Annotated in this window: 18 protein-coding genes; 9 read left to right on the forward strand and 9 right to left on the reverse strand. The window is 65.5% G+C overall.

Annotated features, from left to right (window positions below):
* Window positions 1-96 precede the first annotated feature (96 nt).
* Window positions 97-1,008, forward strand: a complete 912-nt coding sequence (locus tag P0R31_RS29040) for a DMT family transporter (RefSeq protein WP_275517843.1) — start codon at window positions 97-99, stop codon at window positions 1,006-1,008.
* A 64-nt stretch (window positions 1,009-1,072) separates the two neighbouring features.
* On the opposite strand, the gene P0R31_RS29045 is transcribed toward P0R31_RS29040, so the two are convergent.
* The 6 genes from P0R31_RS29045 to P0R31_RS29070 form a co-directional block, all read right to left on the reverse strand.
* A complete protein-coding gene (locus P0R31_RS29045) occupies window positions 1,073-1,843 on the reverse strand; it encodes a TIGR02186 family protein (protein ID WP_275517844.1) in 771 nt (256 codons plus the stop codon).
* Window positions 1,840-2,757, reverse strand: a complete 918-nt coding sequence (locus P0R31_RS29050) for a sulfite exporter TauE/SafE family protein (protein ID WP_074448058.1) — start codon at window positions 2,755-2,757, stop codon at window positions 1,840-1,842. The genes P0R31_RS29045 and P0R31_RS29050 overlap by 4 nt, the downstream gene beginning before the upstream one ends.
* A 195-nt stretch (window positions 2,758-2,952) precedes the next feature.
* Entirely contained in the window at window positions 2,953-3,876 is a 924-nt protein-coding gene (locus P0R31_RS29055; RefSeq protein ID WP_275517845.1) for a transporter substrate-binding domain-containing protein, read from the reverse strand.
* A gap of 249 nt (window positions 3,877-4,125) precedes the next feature.
* Entirely contained in the window at window positions 4,126-4,716 is a 591-nt protein-coding gene (locus tag P0R31_RS29060) for an SCO family protein (protein ID WP_275517846.1), read from the reverse strand.
* Between the two features lie 24 nt (window positions 4,717-4,740).
* A complete protein-coding gene (locus P0R31_RS29065; RefSeq protein ID WP_036014155.1) occupies window positions 4,741-4,935 on the reverse strand; it encodes a hypothetical protein in 195 nt (64 codons plus the stop codon).
* Between the two features lie 163 nt (window positions 4,936-5,098).
* On the reverse strand, window positions 5,099-5,620 hold the full coding sequence (locus P0R31_RS29070) for a hypothetical protein (protein ID WP_275517847.1): 522 nt from the start codon (window positions 5,618-5,620) through the stop codon (window positions 5,099-5,101).
* A 282-nt stretch (window positions 5,621-5,902) separates the two neighbouring features.
* Between P0R31_RS29070 and P0R31_RS29075 the strand changes: the two genes are divergently transcribed.
* The 7 genes from P0R31_RS29075 to P0R31_RS29105 all read left to right on the forward strand — a co-directional run bounded on the left by P0R31_RS29075 (window position 5,903) and on the right by P0R31_RS29105 (window position 13,694).
* On the forward strand, window positions 5,903-7,561 hold the full coding sequence (locus P0R31_RS29075) for an FAD-binding dehydrogenase (protein WP_275517848.1): 1,659 nt from the start codon (window positions 5,903-5,905) through the stop codon (window positions 7,559-7,561).
* A gap of 3 nt (window positions 7,562-7,564) precedes the next feature.
* Complete coding sequence (locus P0R31_RS29080; protein WP_275517849.1) at window positions 7,565-8,482, forward strand: alpha/beta hydrolase family esterase; 918 nt, start codon at window positions 7,565-7,567, stop codon at window positions 8,480-8,482.
* Window positions 8,483-8,591: 109 nt separating this feature from the next.
* Window positions 8,592-8,942 (forward strand): RidA family protein, encoded by a 351-nt coding sequence (locus tag P0R31_RS29085; RefSeq protein WP_275517850.1) that lies wholly within the window; start codon window positions 8,592-8,594, stop codon window positions 8,940-8,942.
* A gap of 113 nt (window positions 8,943-9,055) precedes the next feature.
* Window positions 9,056-9,421, forward strand: a complete 366-nt coding sequence (locus P0R31_RS29090; protein ID WP_275517851.1) for a nuclear transport factor 2 family protein — start codon at window positions 9,056-9,058, stop codon at window positions 9,419-9,421.
* Window positions 9,422-9,692: 271 nt separating this feature from the next.
* Entirely contained in the window at window positions 9,693-12,278 is a 2,586-nt protein-coding gene (locus tag P0R31_RS29095) for a ligase-associated DNA damage response DEXH box helicase (protein WP_275517853.1), read from the forward strand.
* 42 nt (window positions 12,279-12,320) lie between these two features.
* On the forward strand, window positions 12,321-12,992 hold the full coding sequence (gene pdeM, locus P0R31_RS29100) for a ligase-associated DNA damage response endonuclease PdeM (RefSeq protein ID WP_275517854.1): 672 nt from the start codon (window positions 12,321-12,323) through the stop codon (window positions 12,990-12,992).
* Window positions 12,993-13,262: 270 nt separating this feature from the next.
* On the forward strand, window positions 13,263-13,694 hold the full coding sequence (locus P0R31_RS29105) for a hypothetical protein (protein WP_036041807.1): 432 nt from the start codon (window positions 13,263-13,265) through the stop codon (window positions 13,692-13,694).
* Window positions 13,695-13,811: 117 nt separating this feature from the next.
* Here the strand turns inward: P0R31_RS29105 and P0R31_RS29110 are convergent, their stop codons facing one another.
* Together P0R31_RS29110 and pyrE are read right to left on the reverse strand one after the other, a co-directional pair.
* The gene (locus tag P0R31_RS29110; RefSeq protein WP_275517855.1) at window positions 13,812-14,594 is read right to left on the reverse strand and encodes a DUF2865 domain-containing protein; all 783 of its coding nucleotides are present in this window, start codon (window positions 14,592-14,594) and stop codon (window positions 13,812-13,814) included.
* 246 nt (window positions 14,595-14,840) lie between these two features.
* Entirely contained in the window at window positions 14,841-15,404 is a 564-nt protein-coding gene (gene pyrE, locus P0R31_RS29115; protein ID WP_028176382.1) for an orotate phosphoribosyltransferase, read from the reverse strand.
* 186 nt (window positions 15,405-15,590) lie between these two features.
* Here pyrE and P0R31_RS29120 point away from each other — a divergent pair, with 186 nt between their 5' ends.
* Window positions 15,591-16,217 carry a glutathione S-transferase family protein gene (locus P0R31_RS29120; protein ID WP_275517859.1) on the forward strand — a complete coding sequence of 209 codons (627 nt, stop codon included), beginning with the start codon at window positions 15,591-15,593 and terminating at the stop codon, window positions 16,215-16,217.
* A gap of 181 nt (window positions 16,218-16,398) precedes the next feature.
* Here the strand turns inward: P0R31_RS29120 and P0R31_RS29125 are convergent, their stop codons facing one another.
* Entirely contained in the window at window positions 16,399-17,034 is a 636-nt protein-coding gene (locus tag P0R31_RS29125; RefSeq protein ID WP_275517860.1) for a LysE family translocator, read from the reverse strand.
* Between the last annotated feature and the right edge of the window lie 17 nt (window positions 17,035-17,051).

Consider the following 17,051-nt stretch of genomic DNA (forward strand, 5'->3'; position numbering starts at 1 on the left):
TAAGAAATCCACTGGGCATGAGTTAATCATTTAATTTCCAGATGACAAGCGGCCTCCTTAGATCGAGGGCAGAAGAAAATATCCGAGAATGTCCTCATGTCGCTCGCGACCTCGCTTCCCGCCCCTCGCAGCCGCTTCAACACATTGCCGCTCGCGATCGGCCTGTTCTGCCTGCTCTGGAGCTACGCCTTCGTCGCCGGCAAGATCGGCGTCACCCATTGCCCGCCGCTGATCCTGCTCGCCGCGCGCTTCTCCCTCGCGGGCATCCTGATCCTGGGTGCCACATTGATCCGCGGCGAAGTCTGGTCCTTGTCGTGGCGCGATGCCGCGATCTTCGCGATGCTCGGCATCGCCAACAACGCGCTCTATCTCGGCCTCGGCTACACCGGCCTGCAATCGGTCTCCGCCGGCCTCGGCGGCCTGATCGTGTCAGCCAATCCGGTGTTCACCGCGGGCCTTGCCGCGCTGCTGCTCGGCGAAGGCATGACCTGGCGCAAGGCGAGCGGCCTCCTGCTCGGCATCGTCGGCGTGACCGCAATCGTCTGGCACCGCCTGTCGGTCGGCACCGATTCGCTGCACGGCATCGTCTTCACGCTGGCCTCGCTCGCGTCCATCGTGGCCGGCACCATCCTGTTCAAGCTGCTGGCGCCGAAGGGATCCCTGTGGATCGGCAATGGCGTGCAGAACCTCGCTTCCGGCATCGTGCTGACACCGGTCGCGCTCACCTTCGCCGATGTCGACGCGATCGACTATACGCCGAGCCTGATCGGCGCCTTCGCCTTTCTCGTGCTCGGCGGCTCGATCGTCGCTTCTTGGCTCTGGTTTCGCCTCTTGAAGACGTGTGGCGCCACCGCCGCCAGCGCCTATCATTTCCTGATGCCGCCGCTCGGCATGCTGTTCGCATTCCTCGTCCTCGGCGAGCACATCGAGGCGCGCGACCTGCTCGGCATCATTCCGGTCGCGCTCGGCATTTATCTCGTGACGCGGCCTGCGAAGGCGGCGGTGTAGGTGGAGGCCCCGCTGTTCACTATCGTCATTGCGAGGAGCCCTTGCGACGAAGCAATGACGGGGGCTAGTCCTTCCTGAACACGATCGAGGCCATCCACCCCGTCATCAGCGCCATCGCAACCGTGGCGAGGCCGTAGATCAGGCCGTTCTGCCGGGCGGTCGTCGCGACGAACTGCTCGAAGCCGACCTTGACGATCTCGAACGCGGTCTCGGTCTTGCCGATGAACGCACCGTTGGCGAACAGCTTGATCTCGACCTCATAGGTGCCGATCGGCACCTCCGCGGGCAGCGGAATGCCGGTGCGGAACAGCGTCGGCGTCAGGAACGTGACCGCGCTGCCGTCTTCCCTATAAAGCCCGCGCTGGGTGCGCAGGCGAATGAAGGCCGAGCGGAACGCATCGTTCGGCACCACGTCGGCAAAGTCGCCGCTGACCCGTTGCGTCAGCAGCACGTTGTTGAGCCCGATCTGCTGCCGCCGCGCGATCTCGGGCGAGGTGATGGCGTCCAACGGGCGGTTGGCGAACAGCGCGAGATAGCTCGGCACCTGCAGGAACTGGCGGTAGTCGGTGTTGATCCAGATGCCGAAGGTGCGCTCCTTCCGCCGCGTCACCATGTCGGCGCGCGGGCCCATCACGGTGACGACGAGATCGTAGGCCGTGCGGTCGGCCGGCGTCGTCGCATCCTTCTCGACCGAGCCGAACAGCACCAGCTCCTCGCCGGAATAGTTCGGCGTCACCGTGACGCGATGATTCGAGACCGACACGATCAGTCGCTCGGCCTGCGCAGCGCCGCCGAGCAGCAGGACGATGACGATGGCGAGAAGCATGCGCCTCATCGGCTCACTCCGAGCTCACGGATGGTGAAGAGATCGGAGGGCTGGATCACCAGTTCGATCGCGAAGCGGATTCCGACCGAGAGGATGAGCAAGCCCAGCAGCAGCCGCAGCTGCTCGCCACGGATCTTCTGTCCGGCACGGGCGCCGAACTGCGCGCCGGTGACGCCGCCGACCATCAGGATCAGCGCCAGCACGGCATCGACCAGGTGATTGGTCGCCGCGTGCAGCATGGTCGCGAACAGCATGGTGACGACGGTGAGAACCATCGAAGTCCCGATCACCGTCGAGGTCGGTACCCTCAAGAGATAGATCATGATCGGCACCAGGATGAAGCCGCCGCCTATACCCATGATGGCGCCGATGAAGCCGATCACGATGCCGACGATCACCACGGGGATGACCGAGAGGTAGATCTTCGAGCGCTTGAACCGCATCTTCAGCGGCAAGCCGTGGATCCAGTTGTGGGTGCGGCGCGGGGGCAGCGCCCCGCGCCGGGTCCGCATCAAGGCGCGCAATCCTTCCGAGAACATCAGGCTGCCGACCGTGGTGAGCAGCACGACGTAGGAGAGCGCGATCATCAGGTCGAGCTGGCCGAGCGCGCGCAGCTGGGTGAAGGTCCAGACGCCGAGCGTCGTGCCGGTCACGCCGCCGCATAACAAGACGCTCGCCAGCGCCGGATCGATCGCGCGTCGCCGCCAATAGGAGAGAGCGCCGGAAAAGGAGGAGGCCGCGATGTGGCTCGCCACCGAGGCCACCGCGACCGCCGGCGTGATGCCGATGAAGATCAAAAGCGGCGTCATCAGGAAGCCGCCGCCGATGCCGAACATGCCGGAGACGAAGCCGACCGCAGCGCCCATGGCGAGCACCAGGAAGACGTTGACCGGAAGATCGGCGATCGGGAGGTAAAGCTGCATTGAACCTGCGCACCGGCGAGACGGATCGACGAACGCGGAATGCTCGCGGAAGGAACGGAACGATTGCCGCGTCCCTCAATAGCGGAATTCGCCGGCGGGCGGGACCGGGAATTTCAGGCGTGGTGAATGGGTATGACGCGCGCGTGATGATCTCTGCGATCGTCCGCACTCCCGCTGCAGGCGGAGAGGCGAAGGTCAGAACGGGCTGACGGAGAAATACCGTAGCCAGAGATCGGTGTAGCGGCCTTTTTCCCAGATCCGGAACATCGCCCAGTTCAGGGCCTGGCGCAGCACGTCGTTGCCCTTGCGCACGGCGATGCCGATGCCCTCGCCGAAGAAACGGCTCTCGACGAATGGGCCGCCGGAGAAGGCGCAGCAATCGGCCGAATCCGTGCCGTTGATCCAGAACGCCAGCGAGATGGCGTCGCCGAAGATAAAGTCGACCTCGCCCCTGCGCAGAGCTGCGCGCATCGCATCGTCATTGGGGTAGGCGTGCAGCTCGGCGTCCGTGAACATCGCCTTGAGATACGCCTCGTGCGCGGAGCCGGCGATGGCGCCGACCTTCTTGCCTTCGAGATATTCGGGGCGGATCTCCGGCATCACCGCATCCTTGCGCGAGACGAAGCGCGCCGGCACGCGATAATAGGGATCGGTGAAGTCGACGCGGGCGCGCAGCTGCGGGCTCACCGCCATGGAGGCGATGATGGCATCGCCCCGGTTGGAGGTGAGCGCATCGATCAGGGTCTCGAAACGCCGCATTTGCACCGTGCAGGTGACCTTGATCTCCTCGCAGAGCGCGCGGGCAAAATCGACGTTGAAGCCGGCCGGATTGCCGTCCGCGCCGGTGAAGTTGAATGGTGGATAGTCGGTCTCGGTCAGGAAGCGGATCACGGTCAGGCGCGACAGGTCCGGCCGCTCCGGCCGCCGACGCGGGTCCCAGAACCCGGGCACGGCCTGCGGAGCGGCCTGAGGGGAGGTCTGTGGCGCTGCCGGAGGCTGCTTGGCGGGGGCTTGCGCGTTCGCCTCGGTGACGCCGCCCAGCAGGCAAAGGCCGGCAGCCAGCCCTGCCAGCAAGCCACGGACAGATTTGAGCGATTTCGCCTGTTGCGATGGAGCCATCGGCCGCAAGTAATGAATTTCGTCGAGATCGGAGGGCCTTATAGACCATCCCGCCGGGAACGCGAGCCTGGAATGTGGGAAGGGCAACGTCTCTCGGTCATGCCCGGGCTTGTCCCGGGCATCCACGAACTTCCTCACCCAGCCCAAGAACGTGGATGGCCGGGACATAGGCGAGCGGAAGCGACGCCGTCCTTCGGACGGCTATGCCCGGCCATGACGGCGCGGAAGCATCGCGCCCAAATCGGGCCTTCAAAGATACTTTTTCAAATCAACCGCTGCCTCTTCCGGCGTCCGCTTCAAATTGAACGGCGAAACGAACCTGCCCTCGCGGTCCATCAGGTAGATCAGCGCGGTGTGGTCCATCGTGTAGTCGCCATCCTTGGTCGGGACCTTCTTGGCATAGACCCGGTAGGAGGAGATGACCTTGGCGGTCTCGGCGGGGTCGCCGGACAGGCCCTGGAGGTGCGGATCGAAGCTCGACAGGTAATCCTTCATCGTCGCCGGCGTGTCGCGCTCGGGATCGACCGAGATGAAGATGGCATTGACCTTGTCGGCGTCCTTGCCCAGCGCGCGCAGCACTTCCGAGATCTCGAACAGCGAGGTCGGGCAGACGTCGGGGCAATGGGTGTAGCCGAAGAAGATCAGGGTCGGCTTGCCCTTCAGGCTCTTGTCGGTGACGGCCTTCCCGTTCTGGTCGGTCAGCTGGAACGGGCCGCCGATCGCGGCCGGCTGTGCCACCTTGCTGACGCCGCCCATCGCCCAGAACATGATCAGGAGCCCGACGACGAGGCTTGCGGCAAAGGCGGTCGCGATCACCAGCGGACGGGTGGCGGAGCTCATGGGCGGAAAACTTCCTGTCGCAGGTCAGAAGCAGGCGGCAAAGCCGGTCCTGATCATTTCGAAGAACACCTGGCTGCCATAGTGGAACCAGAGCGCCAGCGCGCCGATCACGGCGAGACCGCCGATTGCAGCGCCCGCCCACAGCAGCACGGATGGCATCCGCCCGGCAGTGGGCGAATTGTCCGATAGCCGATGTGCCGGGTGCAGCGGTTGAGCCATGACAACGATCGGGACGAAGGCCCCGGTTCCCTGGCTTTCAGATAGGCTTTGCGCCGGCTGCGGGCAAGGCGCCGCCAGCAGGCAAGGCGCCGCCAGCAGGCAAGGCGCCGCCAGCAGGCAAGACGCCGCGGCGGCGCCAAAGGACGCCGCCAGCCTGTGGATGTCAGTGGAGGAGCTGGCCTCGAGCGGATTCGAGCGGCTCCGCTTGCGGGAGCGACCGGCGCGACGGCCTGGTCGTCGAGGCTTGCGCGTCCAGGTAGCACGGCTTGTACATGGCCTGGAGCTGCTTGCCTTTCAGGAAGAGCATCCGCGGGGTGAGGCCGCCCCGCTGGCCGATCCAGCGCCTGATCTGCGAGGGATACATCGCGTACAGCATCTGGGTCGCTTCGGGATTGGTGACGGCGCGGCCGTTGGCGCCGAAATCCCAGGCGGCGTGGAAGCCCAGCGTCGCATGCGAGGTCACGCAGATCCGGTCGTGCGGGATAGCACCGAGAACGATGGTACAGGCCGAGGCACAGAGGCCATCGATGATGACCGTCTCACCCGATTGCCTGAGGTCCTGGTACCTGTCGACGTAGGTTCCGATCCGGCCGCCGCGGTCATCCGCGATCCGAACCACCGCGTGAGAAGCCCCCATGCCCGCGATCAAGAGGACCGCCGCAAGCAACCCCGTCAGAAACTTCATTTTCCCCCGCCCCAGTCGAATTCGAATCTGTGTGTCAGGTGATGATGCACGGCTAGCGTCGGTCGTAACCGAAGTTTTGTCTAGGCAGGCCTGCTGGCTCAAAACAAATTCAAATCCAGTGTTGCGCCCGCGCTGCACCCGGCCGGTCTCTATCCCAAAGTGGAACAAGTTAACGAGGTCTTGCGCGCCATACCCTTGATCTCAGTTGCAACCGCTGGCTTCAATCCGGGCAACTACAGGGTGGAACCCTTGAGGAGGAGAAGAACTTGGAGGGGGAAACGCATGGTTGAAGAAACGGACGTCATCGTCGTCGGCGCGGGACTGTCGGGCCTCGTTGCCGCCACCGAGATCGCCGAAGCGGGCAAGCGCGTGATGGTAGTCGACCAGGAAGGCGAGCAGTCGCTGGGCGGCCAGGCGTTCTGGTCGTTCGGCGGATTGTTCCTGGTCGATTCGCCGGAGCAGCGCCGGCTCGGCATCAAGGACTCCTACGAGCTTGCCATGCAGGACTGGCTCGGCACCGCCGGCTTCGACCGCGACGAGGATTTCTGGCCGCGCCAATGGGCCGAAGCCTATGTGGCCTTCGCGGCCGGCGAGAAGCGCGGCTGGCTGCGCGCGATGGGCCATCGCTTCTTTCCCGTGGTCGGTTGGGCCGAGCGCGGCGGCTATGACGCGATGGGCCACGGCAATTCGGTGCCGCGCTTCCACGTCACCTGGGGCACCGGCCCGGGCATCGTCGAGCCGTTCGAGCGCCGCGCGCGCGAGGCAGCCAAGACCGGCCGATTGATCTTCAGATTTCGTCATCGCGTCGATGCGCTCTCTATCAGCAATGGCACCGTGGATGGCGTCAGCGGCGTCGTTCTTGCGCCCGATGATGCAGAGCGCGGCAAGAGCTCCTCGCGCAGCGTGGTCGGCGACTTCGCACTGAAGGCGCAGGCCGTGATCGTCGCCTCCGGCGGCATCGGCGGCAACCACGAGCTGGTGCGGCAGAACTGGCCGAAGCGGCTCGGTGAGCCCCCGAAGTTCATGATCTCCGGCGTGCCCGAGCATGTCGACGGGCGCATGATCGGCATCACGGAAAAGACCGGCGCGCGGCTGATCAACCGCGACCGCATGTGGCACTACGTCGAGGGCATCCAGAACTGGAACCCGATCTGGCCGCGCCACGGCATCCGCATCCTGCCGGGTCCTTCCTCGATGTGGTTCGACGCCACAGGCACGCGGCTGCCGGCGCCGCTATTCCCGGGCTCCGACACGCTCGGCCAGCTCAAATACATCATGTCGACCGGCTACGATTATTCCTGGTTCATCCTGACCCAGAGCATCATCAAGAAAGAGTTTGCGCTGTCGGGCTCGGAGCAGAACCCGGACCTGACCGGCAAGAGCTGGCGCATGACGCTTCGCCGGGCCACCAACAAGGGGGCGCCGGCGCCGGTGGAGGCGTTCAAGAGCCACGGTGTCGACTTCATTGTCCGCGACAAGCTCGATGAGCTCGTTGTGGCCATGAACAAGCTCGCCGGCAGCGATCTCCTCAAGCTCGAGCACATCAGGATGCAGATCGAGGCGCGCGACCGCGAGATCGCCAATCCTTACGTCAAGGACGCCCAGGTCATGAACATCCACAATGCGCGCCGCTATATTGGCGACAAGTTGATCCGCACCGCTTCTCCGCACCGCATCCTCGATCCCGCGCATGGGCCGCTGATCGCCGTGAAGCTCAACATTCTCACCCGCAAGACGCTGGGCGGCTTCGAGACCGATCTCGACTCCCGCGTGTTCGGGGAGGAGGGCAGCATCATTCCGGGCCTCTACGCCGTCGGCGAGGCCGCCGGCTTCGGTGGCGGCGGCGTGCATGGCTATCGCTCGCTGGAAGGCACCTTTCTGGGCGGCTGCCTGTTCTCGGGCCGCAATGCGGGCCGTGCCGCCGCCAAGGCAGTGGGCTAGACCATGCGGCGGCGGATGCGCATCGCCACCCTGATCGCTGCTTTGGCGGCAGCTTCGGCTGCGTCCGCCGATACAATCGATGTCAACGGGATGAAGCGCTCCTACACTGCGCAACTGCCGGCCAAGCGGCCCGCACCGCTGGTCGTCGTGCTGCATGGCAAGACCCAGCGCGGTGCCGACATGGTCACGCGGTCGGCTTGGCCGCAGGTTGCCAAGCGCGAGGGCCTCGCCGTGGTGTTTCCGGACGGGCTCAACAACGCATGGGCGGACGCGCGCACCAAGGCGGGGCCTGCCCTGCGCGGACCACCGGCGGGCACCGATGACGTCGCCTTCATCGCAAGGCTGGTCGAGAAGCTGGTGGCCGACGGCACGGCCGATCCGAAGCGCGTCTACGTCGCCGGCGTCTCCAATGGCGGTGCCATGGCGATGACCATGGCCTGTGCGCGGGCCGATCTGTTTGCGGCGGCTGCGAGTGTGATCATGAACCTCAACGATGAAGCCGCCGTCACGTGCCATCCGTCGCGGCCGCTGCCGATGCTGCTCATGAACGGGACCGAAGATCCGCTGGTCCCTTATGAGGGAGGGCGCGGATCGAGCTATTTTGCCGCTGAGGGATTCTGGTCGACGGACGAGACGCTGGCGTTCTGGCGCAGGCTCAATGGCTGCGAGATCGACGACGCCGGGATCACCGACATGCCCGACGTGGCGCCGGCGGACCAGTCCACAGTGACGCGGATCGGCTCGCGATGTCCGGCTGGGCACGACGTCGTGCTCTATCGCATCAACCATGGCGGCCACCGCATGCCAGGCTTTGCTCCGGATGCCCGCTTCCCGAAGGTCGCCAGGAGCCTGCTCGGACCGCAGAACGGCGACATCGATGGCGCCGAAACGATCTGGACGTTCTTCAGCCGGTTTCCGTGAACGGCGTTGCTACCCCACGCATGCGTGCCGGGCAACGCATGCGTGCCAGGGCTGGCACAGTGCAAACCGCTGGGCTAGACAGGGCCGCCATTCCAGCCAGGAGATCCAGATGAGCATTCAGCGTTTTGAAACCGGCCCGCGCATGAGCCAGGTCGTCGTGCACGGCAACACCGTCTATCTCGCCGGTGTCGTCGCCAACAAGGCGGCCGGCGAAAGCGTGACGAAGCAGACCCAGGACATCCTGGCGACCATCGACGGCCACCTCGCCAAGGCCGGCACCGACAAGTCGAAGCTGCTCTCGGCCACGATCTACATCACCGACATGAAGACCTTCGCAGAGATGAACGCTGTGTGGGACGCCTGGGTCTCGTCCGGCAATACGCCTGCGCGCGCCACCGTCGAAGCCAAGCTGGCGGCCCCGCAATACACCGTCGAGATCATGGTGACGGCGGCGAAGTAATTTTTGCGAACACCTCACGCGCGTTGATGACCTCCGAGGTAATCGATCAACGCGCGTGAACCTTCGATAGTCACGGTCAGCCGGACAACACGGCACCATCGAAGGAGAGAACCATGACCGACCCCGTCACCATCGCCCGCCGCTACATCGAGCTCTGGAACGAGCGCACCGCCGGCCGCCGCCGCGAGCTGCTGAGCGAAAGCTGGACGACGGATGCGAGCTACGTCGACCCCGTGATGAAGGGCGACGGCCAGGACGGCATCGAGACGCTGATCGCAGGTGTGCAGCAGCGCTTTCCCGATTTCACATTCAAGCTGATCGGCGAGCCCAACGGCTACGGCGATCACGTCCGCTTTTCGTGGGGGCTCGGCCCGGATGGCGCCGACAGCCCGATCAAGGGCACCGATTTCGCCGTGCTGAAGGACGGCCGGATCAGAAGCGTGACCGGATTTCTCGATCAGGTGCCGGCCGGGGCCTAAAAGGGCTGCGTGGGAGCGATCTCGCTCGTTGCCATCCTTCGAGACGCCCGCCGTTGGCGGGCCCTCAGGATGAGGATCGAGTGCGTTGCGCCGGGTTCAACAAGCGCCGATGCACCTGAGCCTCACCCTGAGGAGACCGCGAAGCGGTCGTCTCGAAGGGCGAGGCGCTTGCGCAGGTCGCGCAACAATGACTGAGTGGTAGCCCTCCTCGTGCAGGCGGGGAGGGCGGCCCCCCTCGACGAAGCCATCCCTACGGCTTACCTGTCATGCCGTGCCGCCCCGTATCCTCCAGACATCGACCGAGCCGGCCGCGCTGCTGCCGGATCGCTTTCAGGCCTGGTTCGCAGCCCGCGGCTGGTCGCCGCGCGCGCATCAATTGGCGCTGCTGGAGAAGGCGCGCGAGGATCGCTCGGCGCTGCTGATCGCGCCGACCGGCGCCGGCAAGACGCTGGCCGGATTTCTGCCGACGCTGGTCGAGCTGTCGGCGCAGCCGCTGACACGCGACGCGGGCGCGAAGAAGAACCTCGTCTCCACCGGCCGCAGCGTGCAACGCAGCGGCGGCCTGCACACCCTCTACATCTCGCCGCTCAAGGCCCTCGCCGTCGACATCGCGCGCAATCTCGAGCGTCCGATCGCCGAGATGGGCTTGCCCATCAAGGTCGAGACCCGCACCGGCGATACGCCGGTCTCGCGCCGTCAGCGGCAGCGGCGCTATCCGCCGGACGTGTTGCTGACGACACCCGAGCAGCTCGCGCTGCTGCTCTCCTCGGACGACGCGCCGTTCCTGTTCTCCTCGCTGAAGCGCATCGTGCTCGACGAGTTGCACGCGCTGGTGACGTCCAAGCGCGGCGATCTGCTCTCCCTCGGGCTGGCGCGATTGTGGCGCCTCGCGCCGCAGATGCGCGCGATCGGCTTGTCCGCGACCGTAGCCGAGCCGGAGCAGCTCGCGCGCTTCCTGGTGCCGCAGCCCGACGGCAAGGAGCGGGCAGCCGACATCGTCGTCGCCGGCGGTGCCGCGCCGCCCGTGGTCGAGATGCTCGATACGCGCGAGCGGCTGCCCTGGGCCGGCCACAGCGCGCGTCACGCGCTTCCTGAAATCTACGAACTGATCAAGGCCAACAAGACCACGCTGGTCTTCGTCAACACCCGCAGCCAGGCTGAGATGCTGTTCCAGAATCTCTGGAGCATGAACGACGATGGCCTTGCCATCGCGCTGCATCACGGTTCGCTCGACGTCGCCCAGCGCCGCAAGGTCGAGGACGCCATGTCGGCGGGCCGGCTGCGCGGCGTGGTCTGCACCTCCTCGCTCGACCTCGGCGTCGACTGGGGTGACGTCGATCTCGTCGTCAATATCGGTGCGCCAAAAGGCTCCTCGCGTCTGATGCAGCGCATCGGCCGCGCCAATCACCGCCTCGACGAGGCCTCGCGCGCCGTGCTGGTGCCCGCCAACCGTTTTGAAGTCCTGGAGTGCCGAGTCGCCATCGACGCCATCGCCGAGAATGCGCAGGACACGCCGCCCTTGCGCACGGGTGCCCTCGACGTGCTGGCTCAGCATGTTCTGGGCTGTGCCTGCGGCGAGCCGTTCTTCAGCGATGAGCTCTACGGCGAGGTCCGCACGGCCGCGCCCTACGCCGAGTTGCCGCGGCAGGATTTCGACGATGTCGTCGATTTCGTCGCCTCCGGCGGTTATGCGCTGAAGACCTATGAGCGCTTCGCCCGCATCAAGCAGGACAAGGAGGGACGCTGGCGCGTCGCCAATCCCAAGGTGCGGCAGAGCTATCGCATGAATGTCGGCACCATCGTCGAGGACGACATGCTGAAGGTGCGGCTGGTGCGCTCGCGCGGCGGCGGCACGGGATCCACGGGCGTGATCGCGCGCGGCGGCCGGCTGCTCGGCGAGATCGAGGAGGCCTTCATCGAGGGCCTTTCGCCCGGCGACACCTTCGTGTTCTCCGGGGAGGTGGTGCGCTACGAGACGCTGGTGGAGGATCAGGTCTATGTCTCGCGCGCACATGACAAGGACCCCAAGGTGCCGTCCTACATGGGCGGCAAGTTTCCGCTCTCGACCTATCTCGCCGAGCGCGTGCGCCGCCTGCTCGATAATGGCCGCGCCTGGGGCGGCTTGCCGGAGCAGGTGCGCGACTGGCTGTCGCTGCAGAAGGACGTCAGCCAAGTGCCGGCAGTCCGGGAGCTCCTGGTCGAGAGCTTTCCGCGGGCCAACAAGCATTATCTGGTCTGCTACCCGTTCGAGGGCCGCCTCGCGCATCAAACCCTCGGCATGCTCTTGACGCGGCGGCTGGAGCGAGCCCGCGCGCGGCCGCTCGGCTTCGTCGCCAATGAATATGCCGTGGCGATCTGGGGGCTTGGCGATCTCTCCTTCATGATCCGCGATGGGTGGATCGATCTCAACGCGCTGTTCGACCCTGACATGCTCGGCGATGATCTCGAAGCCTGGCTCGCCGAATCCGCGCTGATGAAGCGCACCTTCCGCAACTGCGCGATCATCTCCGGCCTGATCGCGCGCCGCCACACCGGCGAAGAGAAGAGCCGCCGCCAGGTGCTGTTCTCGACCGATCTCGTCTACGACGTGCTGCGCAAGCACCAGGCCGATCACGTCCTGCTCCGCGCTGCGCGCGCCGATGCCGCCACCGGCCTGCTCGATTTGCGCCGCCTCGGCGACATGCTGATGCGCATCCACGGCCGCATCACGCACCGGGAACTCGATCACGTCTCCCCGCTCGCCGTGCCCGTGATGCTGGAAATCGGCCGCGAGTCAGTTTATGGCGAAGCTGCAGACGAGCTCTTGGCCGAAGCCGCCGACGAGCTCGTCAAAGAGGCGATGGATAGAAGCGGGTAAGACGTGACGGCAGGCGCGCTGATTTCGGGAGATGTCGAGGACATGCGCGTTTCCAGAGTCACGATCAGCGATGTGACCTTCGCAGCCGATCTCTCCGGCGCGCTGTTCTGGGACGAGCAGCGCCTGCTCGTGGTCTCCGACCTGCATCTGGAGAAAGGGTCGAGCTTCGCCACGCGCGGCGTACTGCTGCCGCCTTACGATACCATCGCGACGCTCGGCCGGCTCGCTGCTGTCATCTCCCGCCATGATCCGCGAGTAGTCATCGCGCTCGGCGACAGTTTTCACGACCGCAGCGCGCATGAGCGCCTGTCCGCCGAGGACCGCGATGCCGTCGCCGCACTCCAGAGCGGCCGCGACTGGATCTGGATCTCGGGCAATCACGATCCCATGCTGCCGCGCGATCTCGGCGGCACCGTCGCGGATGAAGTCGCGATCGGCCCGATCACCTTCCGCCACGAGCCGACCGGCGCTTACGGCGAGATCGCCGGCCATCTGCATCCGAAGGCGCGCGTCTCGGCGCGCGGTCGCTCGATGGAGCGCCGCTGCTTCGCCAGCGATGGGATGCGCGCCGTAATGCCTGCGTTCGGCGCCTATGCCGGCGGCCTCAGCATCCGCGACGCTGCCTTCGCCAAGATCTTTCCGCAGAACGGCTTTGTCGCCCATCTGCTCGGCGACCGCCGCGTCCACGCCATTGCGGCGTCGCGCTGTTATTGAGGCGCCGCCCGCATTAGGACAGCACCACGATCGGTATTTTTCCGGAATCGCGCAAAGCCCGTTGTCGGTATTAAGGTCCGCCCTCGCCGGGGCTGGAATTTCATCCCGAACAAGATTGCAACCGGCAAGGGGTCGCCTCGGGCGGCCCCTTTCGATTCGCCACACGTGCAGAACAAATTAAGAACACTTTAGCAAGTCTTTGATATATCATTGTGATTCGGCGCCTCGCCGATACAATATCTAGCGTCTGTCCGACTTTGTGAGGACTACATGTCCACTATTGCCTTCGACCAGTTTGCCCTCACCCGGATCGCCGATTTCGCGCGCTCGCTGTCCCGGCTGCATCAGGCCGCGCGGCGCCAGAGGGTCGATGACGACCAGTTCGACCGCGAGTTCAATGCGGTGTGCCAGTCGATCTGGGGCTACACCATCGACGACGTCAGTGACGATCTGTTCTCGCCCGAGGACCATCTGTTTCTCGACACGCTGGACGAAGCGCATGCGCGCATCTTCGCGGCCGAGCAGGGCTATGACCTCGTCGGCGACCAGGGCATGCTGACGGATTGGTGGGGTTTCTGCTGGATGATCCTGGCCGAAAAGCGCGGCCTCCTGACGCCGGAAAACCGCGCCGCCGCGCGCGCCGCGATCGAGGAGAAATATCTGGCCGCGCCCAACGTGATCGGGGTGATCATCGGGAGGTAGTGCCGCAAACTCTGTCATTGCGAGCGTAGCGAAGCAATCCAGAGTGTCTCCGCGGAGGAATCCTGGATTGCTTCGTCGCAGGGCTCCTCGCAACGACGGCACGGATGCAGCTGAGGCCTAATCCAATCCCGCCCGCTTGGCCGGCTTCGCGGCCGCCTTCGGCACCGACACATCCGGCAGCGGTTCACGCACGATCTCGTTTGACGCCGGCGCGTCTGCCGACACCGTCTCGGCGCGCACCGGCGCCACCTTCATCTCGCCAAGACGTGCGCGAACCTGTGCGGTGAGACCGGGATAGGAGGCAACCGGGGTGAAATCCGCAGCCTGGTCGTTGCCGAGGCGGATGCCGGTATAGGCGACGAGCCCGTCGGTGGTGGCGATCACGTCGCCGGCCTTCAACGAGGAATCCAGCGCAAGGTCGACCGGGGCGAGGCCGACCGGTTCACGGCCGTTGCAGGTGCAATCGGCGCGCAGCGCCTTGCGATAGGAGAACGCGTTCTCGCTGTCGGCGTAGCGCTCGCCGGTCTGTGAATAGGCCCCCTCGATCGACGAACCGAAATAGACCTTGGTCGCGCTGGCAGGACAGAACGCCTGACACATCTGCGCGGGTGAGACGAGGCCGCGCATCAGCGGAAAGTATTTCCCGTCGCAGCTGCGTACGCAGAAGGCCGGGCCCGAGCCGCCGGCCGCCGCCGAGCGGGTCGGCGGCACATATTGCGGCGTGGCGCCATTCTGCTGGCTGCCGAAGGGATCGGTGTAGGAGTTCGCCTGCGGCTGCGGCACCTCGCGCTGCGGCCGCTGCTGCTGCATTCCGCCGAAAAGGAAGTCGAACAGGCCTTCGGCGGAAACCGGAGCCGGAGCCGCAAGCAGTGGCGCTGCCAGGATGGCGGCCACAAGCATCGCGCGACGCCGCCGGCGCGCATGGGACATGACTGTACGCAATGCTTACTCCACCCGACGCAACTGAACCGGCTGGGACCGAGAGGTCTCAGCACACGATTCACCATAAAGCGGGATGGTAAATGAGCAGTTGAGCGGAGGCGGTTTCAAGACGAGGCGGTGGCCTCTTTAGGGCCAGCCGCAGCTTTGGACGAATGGTTGCTTTCGGGGCACACTGAGGGTGACAGCGAAGGATGTTTCGCCGCATCACGCCTTCAGGAATTCCGACGCCTTGTACAGCGAGCGGAACGGCAGGCCGGCCGCACCGAACGTGTCGGTGGCGCCTTCCTCGCGGTCGACCATGGTCAGCACCAGCACGACATTGGCCCCGGCCTCGCGCACCGATTCTACTGCCTTCATCGCCGAGCCGCCGGTTGTGGTGACGTCCTCGACGATGACGACCCGCTTGCCGGCCAGCGTCTCGCCCTTGGGCAGGCCCTCGATCGCGAGCTTCGCACCGTGCTCCTTCGGCTTCTTGCGTACGAAGAAGGCCGCGATCGGATGGCCCTTGATCCAGGAAATCTGCGCCAGCGCGCCGGCGAGCGGCACCGCGCCCATCTCGAGCCCGCCGATGAAATCGAGCTGGTCGTCCTTCAGCGCCTCGTAAGTCAGCTCGGCGAGCAGCGTCGCGCCCTCGGGGTCGAGCATGGTCGGCTTGAGGTTGAAGTAGAAATCGCTCTTGCGGCCCGACGCGAGCGTCACCTCGCCGCGGCCGAATGAGCGCCGGCGGATGATCTCGAACAGGCGGGCGCGGGAGGCTGATTTCGACACTGCGGTCCCTCGAACAGCGTTTTTGGAGGAGACGGAATTTATCCGCGACCGACGCGACATTCCAGAGGGGGCGTCTCCCGTCAACAGGGATCGGCCATCCCGGTCCGCCGGTTGTGATGGCGCAACCTTCTGGAGTAGGTGAGGGGGCAAGCCTCTTGGGGCAGGCCTTTTGGGGAAGGACACGGAATGACCATCGAGCTCTATACCTGGAACACGCCGAACGGCCGCAAGATCTCGGTCGCGCTGGAGGAGATGGGGCTGCCCTACAAGGTGATCCCGGTGAACATCACCAAGGGCGAGCAGATGGCGCCCGAGTTCCTCAAGCTCTCGCCCAACAACAAGATCCCCGCGATCGTCGACCCCGAGGGGCCCGACGGCAAGCCCGTCAGCATCTTCGAATCCGGCGCGATCCTGCTCTATCTCGGCGAAAAGACCGGCAAATTCCTGCCGAAATCGATTATCCAGCGCATCCCAGTCTACGAATGGCTGATGTGGCAGATGGGCGGCTTCGGCCCGATGCCCGGCCAGGTGCACCATTTTATCGCACTCGAAAACGAGCAGGACCGGGCCTATGGCCTGAAGCGCTTCATGGCCGAGACGCGCCGGCTCTATGGCGTGCTTGACCGCCGCCTCGAGGGGCGCGAATTCGTCGCCGGCGAGCTCTCGATTGCCGATTTTGCCATCCTGGGCTGGGCCTGGCGCCATCCTCGCCACAAGGTTGATCTGGCCGACTTCCCCAACGTCAAGCGCTGGTACGATGCCCTGATGGCGCGCCCGGCCGTGAAGCGCGGCATGGAGGCGAAGCTGGATTGAGCTTCGCTTACCCTCCCCTGGAGGGGGAGGGTCGATCGCGCGAAGCGCGAGCGGGATGGGGTGATCTCTCCACGCGGGCACTGTTGGACGAGGAGAGACCGTCACCCCACCCCGTCACGCAATCTCGCTCCGCTCGATCGCGCGCCGACCCTCCCCTCCAGGGGAGGGTGAAGAAAGCGCCTCACACCCTCTTCGCTTCGACCGCCATCCGCACCGCGAGTCCCGCCAGCACGGTGCCCATCAGCCAGCGCTGCACCAGCAGCCAGCTCGGCCGGTTCGCCAGGAACAGCGCGATCGATCCGGCCGCGAGTGCGATCATCGCGTTGACGCTGACGCTGATCGCGATCTGGATCGCGCCCAGCACCAGCGACTGCGTCAGCACGCTGCCCGCTGTGGGATCGATGAATTGCGGCAGCAGCGCCAGATACAGCATCGCGATCTTCGGGTTGAGCAGGTTGGTGATGAAGCCCATCGCGAACAATTTGCGCGGGCTGTCGATGGCGAGCTTCCTCACCTGGAACGGCGAACGCCCGCCCGGCTTCACCGCCTGCCAGGCAAGCCACAGCAAATAGCCGGCGCCGGCAAAGCGCAGCGCGTCATAGGCGAAAGGAATGGCGAGCAACAGCGCCGTGATGCCGAACGCCGCGCACAGCATGTAGAACACGAAGCCGAGCGCCACGCCGCCGAGCGAGACGATTCCGGCCGCGCCGCCTTGCGTGATCGAACGCGAGATCAGGTAGATCATGTTCGGCCCCGGCGTGAGTACGAGACCGAGGCTGACGAGGGCGAAGCCGAGCAGGGCGGAGGCGTGGGGCATGAGCGAACCAGTGCGGG

It is taken from the genome of Bradyrhizobium yuanmingense, assembly GCF_029167105.1.
GTDB lineage: Bacteria > Pseudomonadota > Alphaproteobacteria > Rhizobiales > Xanthobacteraceae > Bradyrhizobium > Bradyrhizobium yuanmingense_A.

Coding starts and splice junctions, on each gene's coding strand:
- P0R31_RS29040 (WP_275517843.1), top strand. CDS start 97: ATGTCGCTCGCGACCTCGCTTCCCGCCCCTCGCAGCCGCTTCAACACA.
- P0R31_RS29045 (WP_275517844.1), bottom strand. CDS start 1,843: ATGAGGCGCATGCTTCTCGCCATCGTCATCGTCCTGCTGCTCGGCGGC.
- P0R31_RS29050 (WP_074448058.1), bottom strand. CDS start 2,757: ATGCAGCTTTACCTCCCGATCGCCGATCTTCCGGTCAACGTCTTCCTG.
- P0R31_RS29055 (WP_275517845.1), bottom strand. CDS start 3,876: ATGGCTCCATCGCAACAGGCGAAATCGCTCAAATCTGTCCGTGGCTTG.
- P0R31_RS29060 (WP_275517846.1), bottom strand. CDS start 4,716: ATGAGCTCCGCCACCCGTCCGCTGGTGATCGCGACCGCCTTTGCCGCA.
- P0R31_RS29065 (WP_036014155.1), bottom strand. CDS start 4,935: ATGGCTCAACCGCTGCACCCGGCACATCGGCTATCGGACAATTCGCCC.
- P0R31_RS29070 (WP_275517847.1), bottom strand. CDS start 5,620: ATGAAGTTTCTGACGGGGTTGCTTGCGGCGGTCCTCTTGATCGCGGGC.
- P0R31_RS29075 (WP_275517848.1), top strand. CDS start 5,903: ATGGTTGAAGAAACGGACGTCATCGTCGTCGGCGCGGGACTGTCGGGC.
- P0R31_RS29080 (WP_275517849.1), top strand. CDS start 7,565: ATGCGGCGGCGGATGCGCATCGCCACCCTGATCGCTGCTTTGGCGGCA.
- P0R31_RS29085 (WP_275517850.1), top strand. CDS start 8,592: ATGAGCATTCAGCGTTTTGAAACCGGCCCGCGCATGAGCCAGGTCGTC.
- P0R31_RS29090 (WP_275517851.1), top strand. CDS start 9,056: ATGACCGACCCCGTCACCATCGCCCGCCGCTACATCGAGCTCTGGAAC.
- pdeM (WP_275517854.1), top strand. CDS start 12,321: ATGCGCGTTTCCAGAGTCACGATCAGCGATGTGACCTTCGCAGCCGAT.
- P0R31_RS29105 (WP_036041807.1), top strand. CDS start 13,263: ATGTCCACTATTGCCTTCGACCAGTTTGCCCTCACCCGGATCGCCGAT.
- P0R31_RS29110 (WP_275517855.1), bottom strand. CDS start 14,594: ATGCTTGTGGCCGCCATCCTGGCAGCGCCACTGCTTGCGGCTCCGGCT.
- P0R31_RS29120 (WP_275517859.1), top strand. CDS start 15,591: ATGACCATCGAGCTCTATACCTGGAACACGCCGAACGGCCGCAAGATC.
- P0R31_RS29125 (WP_275517860.1), bottom strand. CDS start 17,034: ATGCCCCACGCCTCCGCCCTGCTCGGCTTCGCCCTCGTCAGCCTCGGT.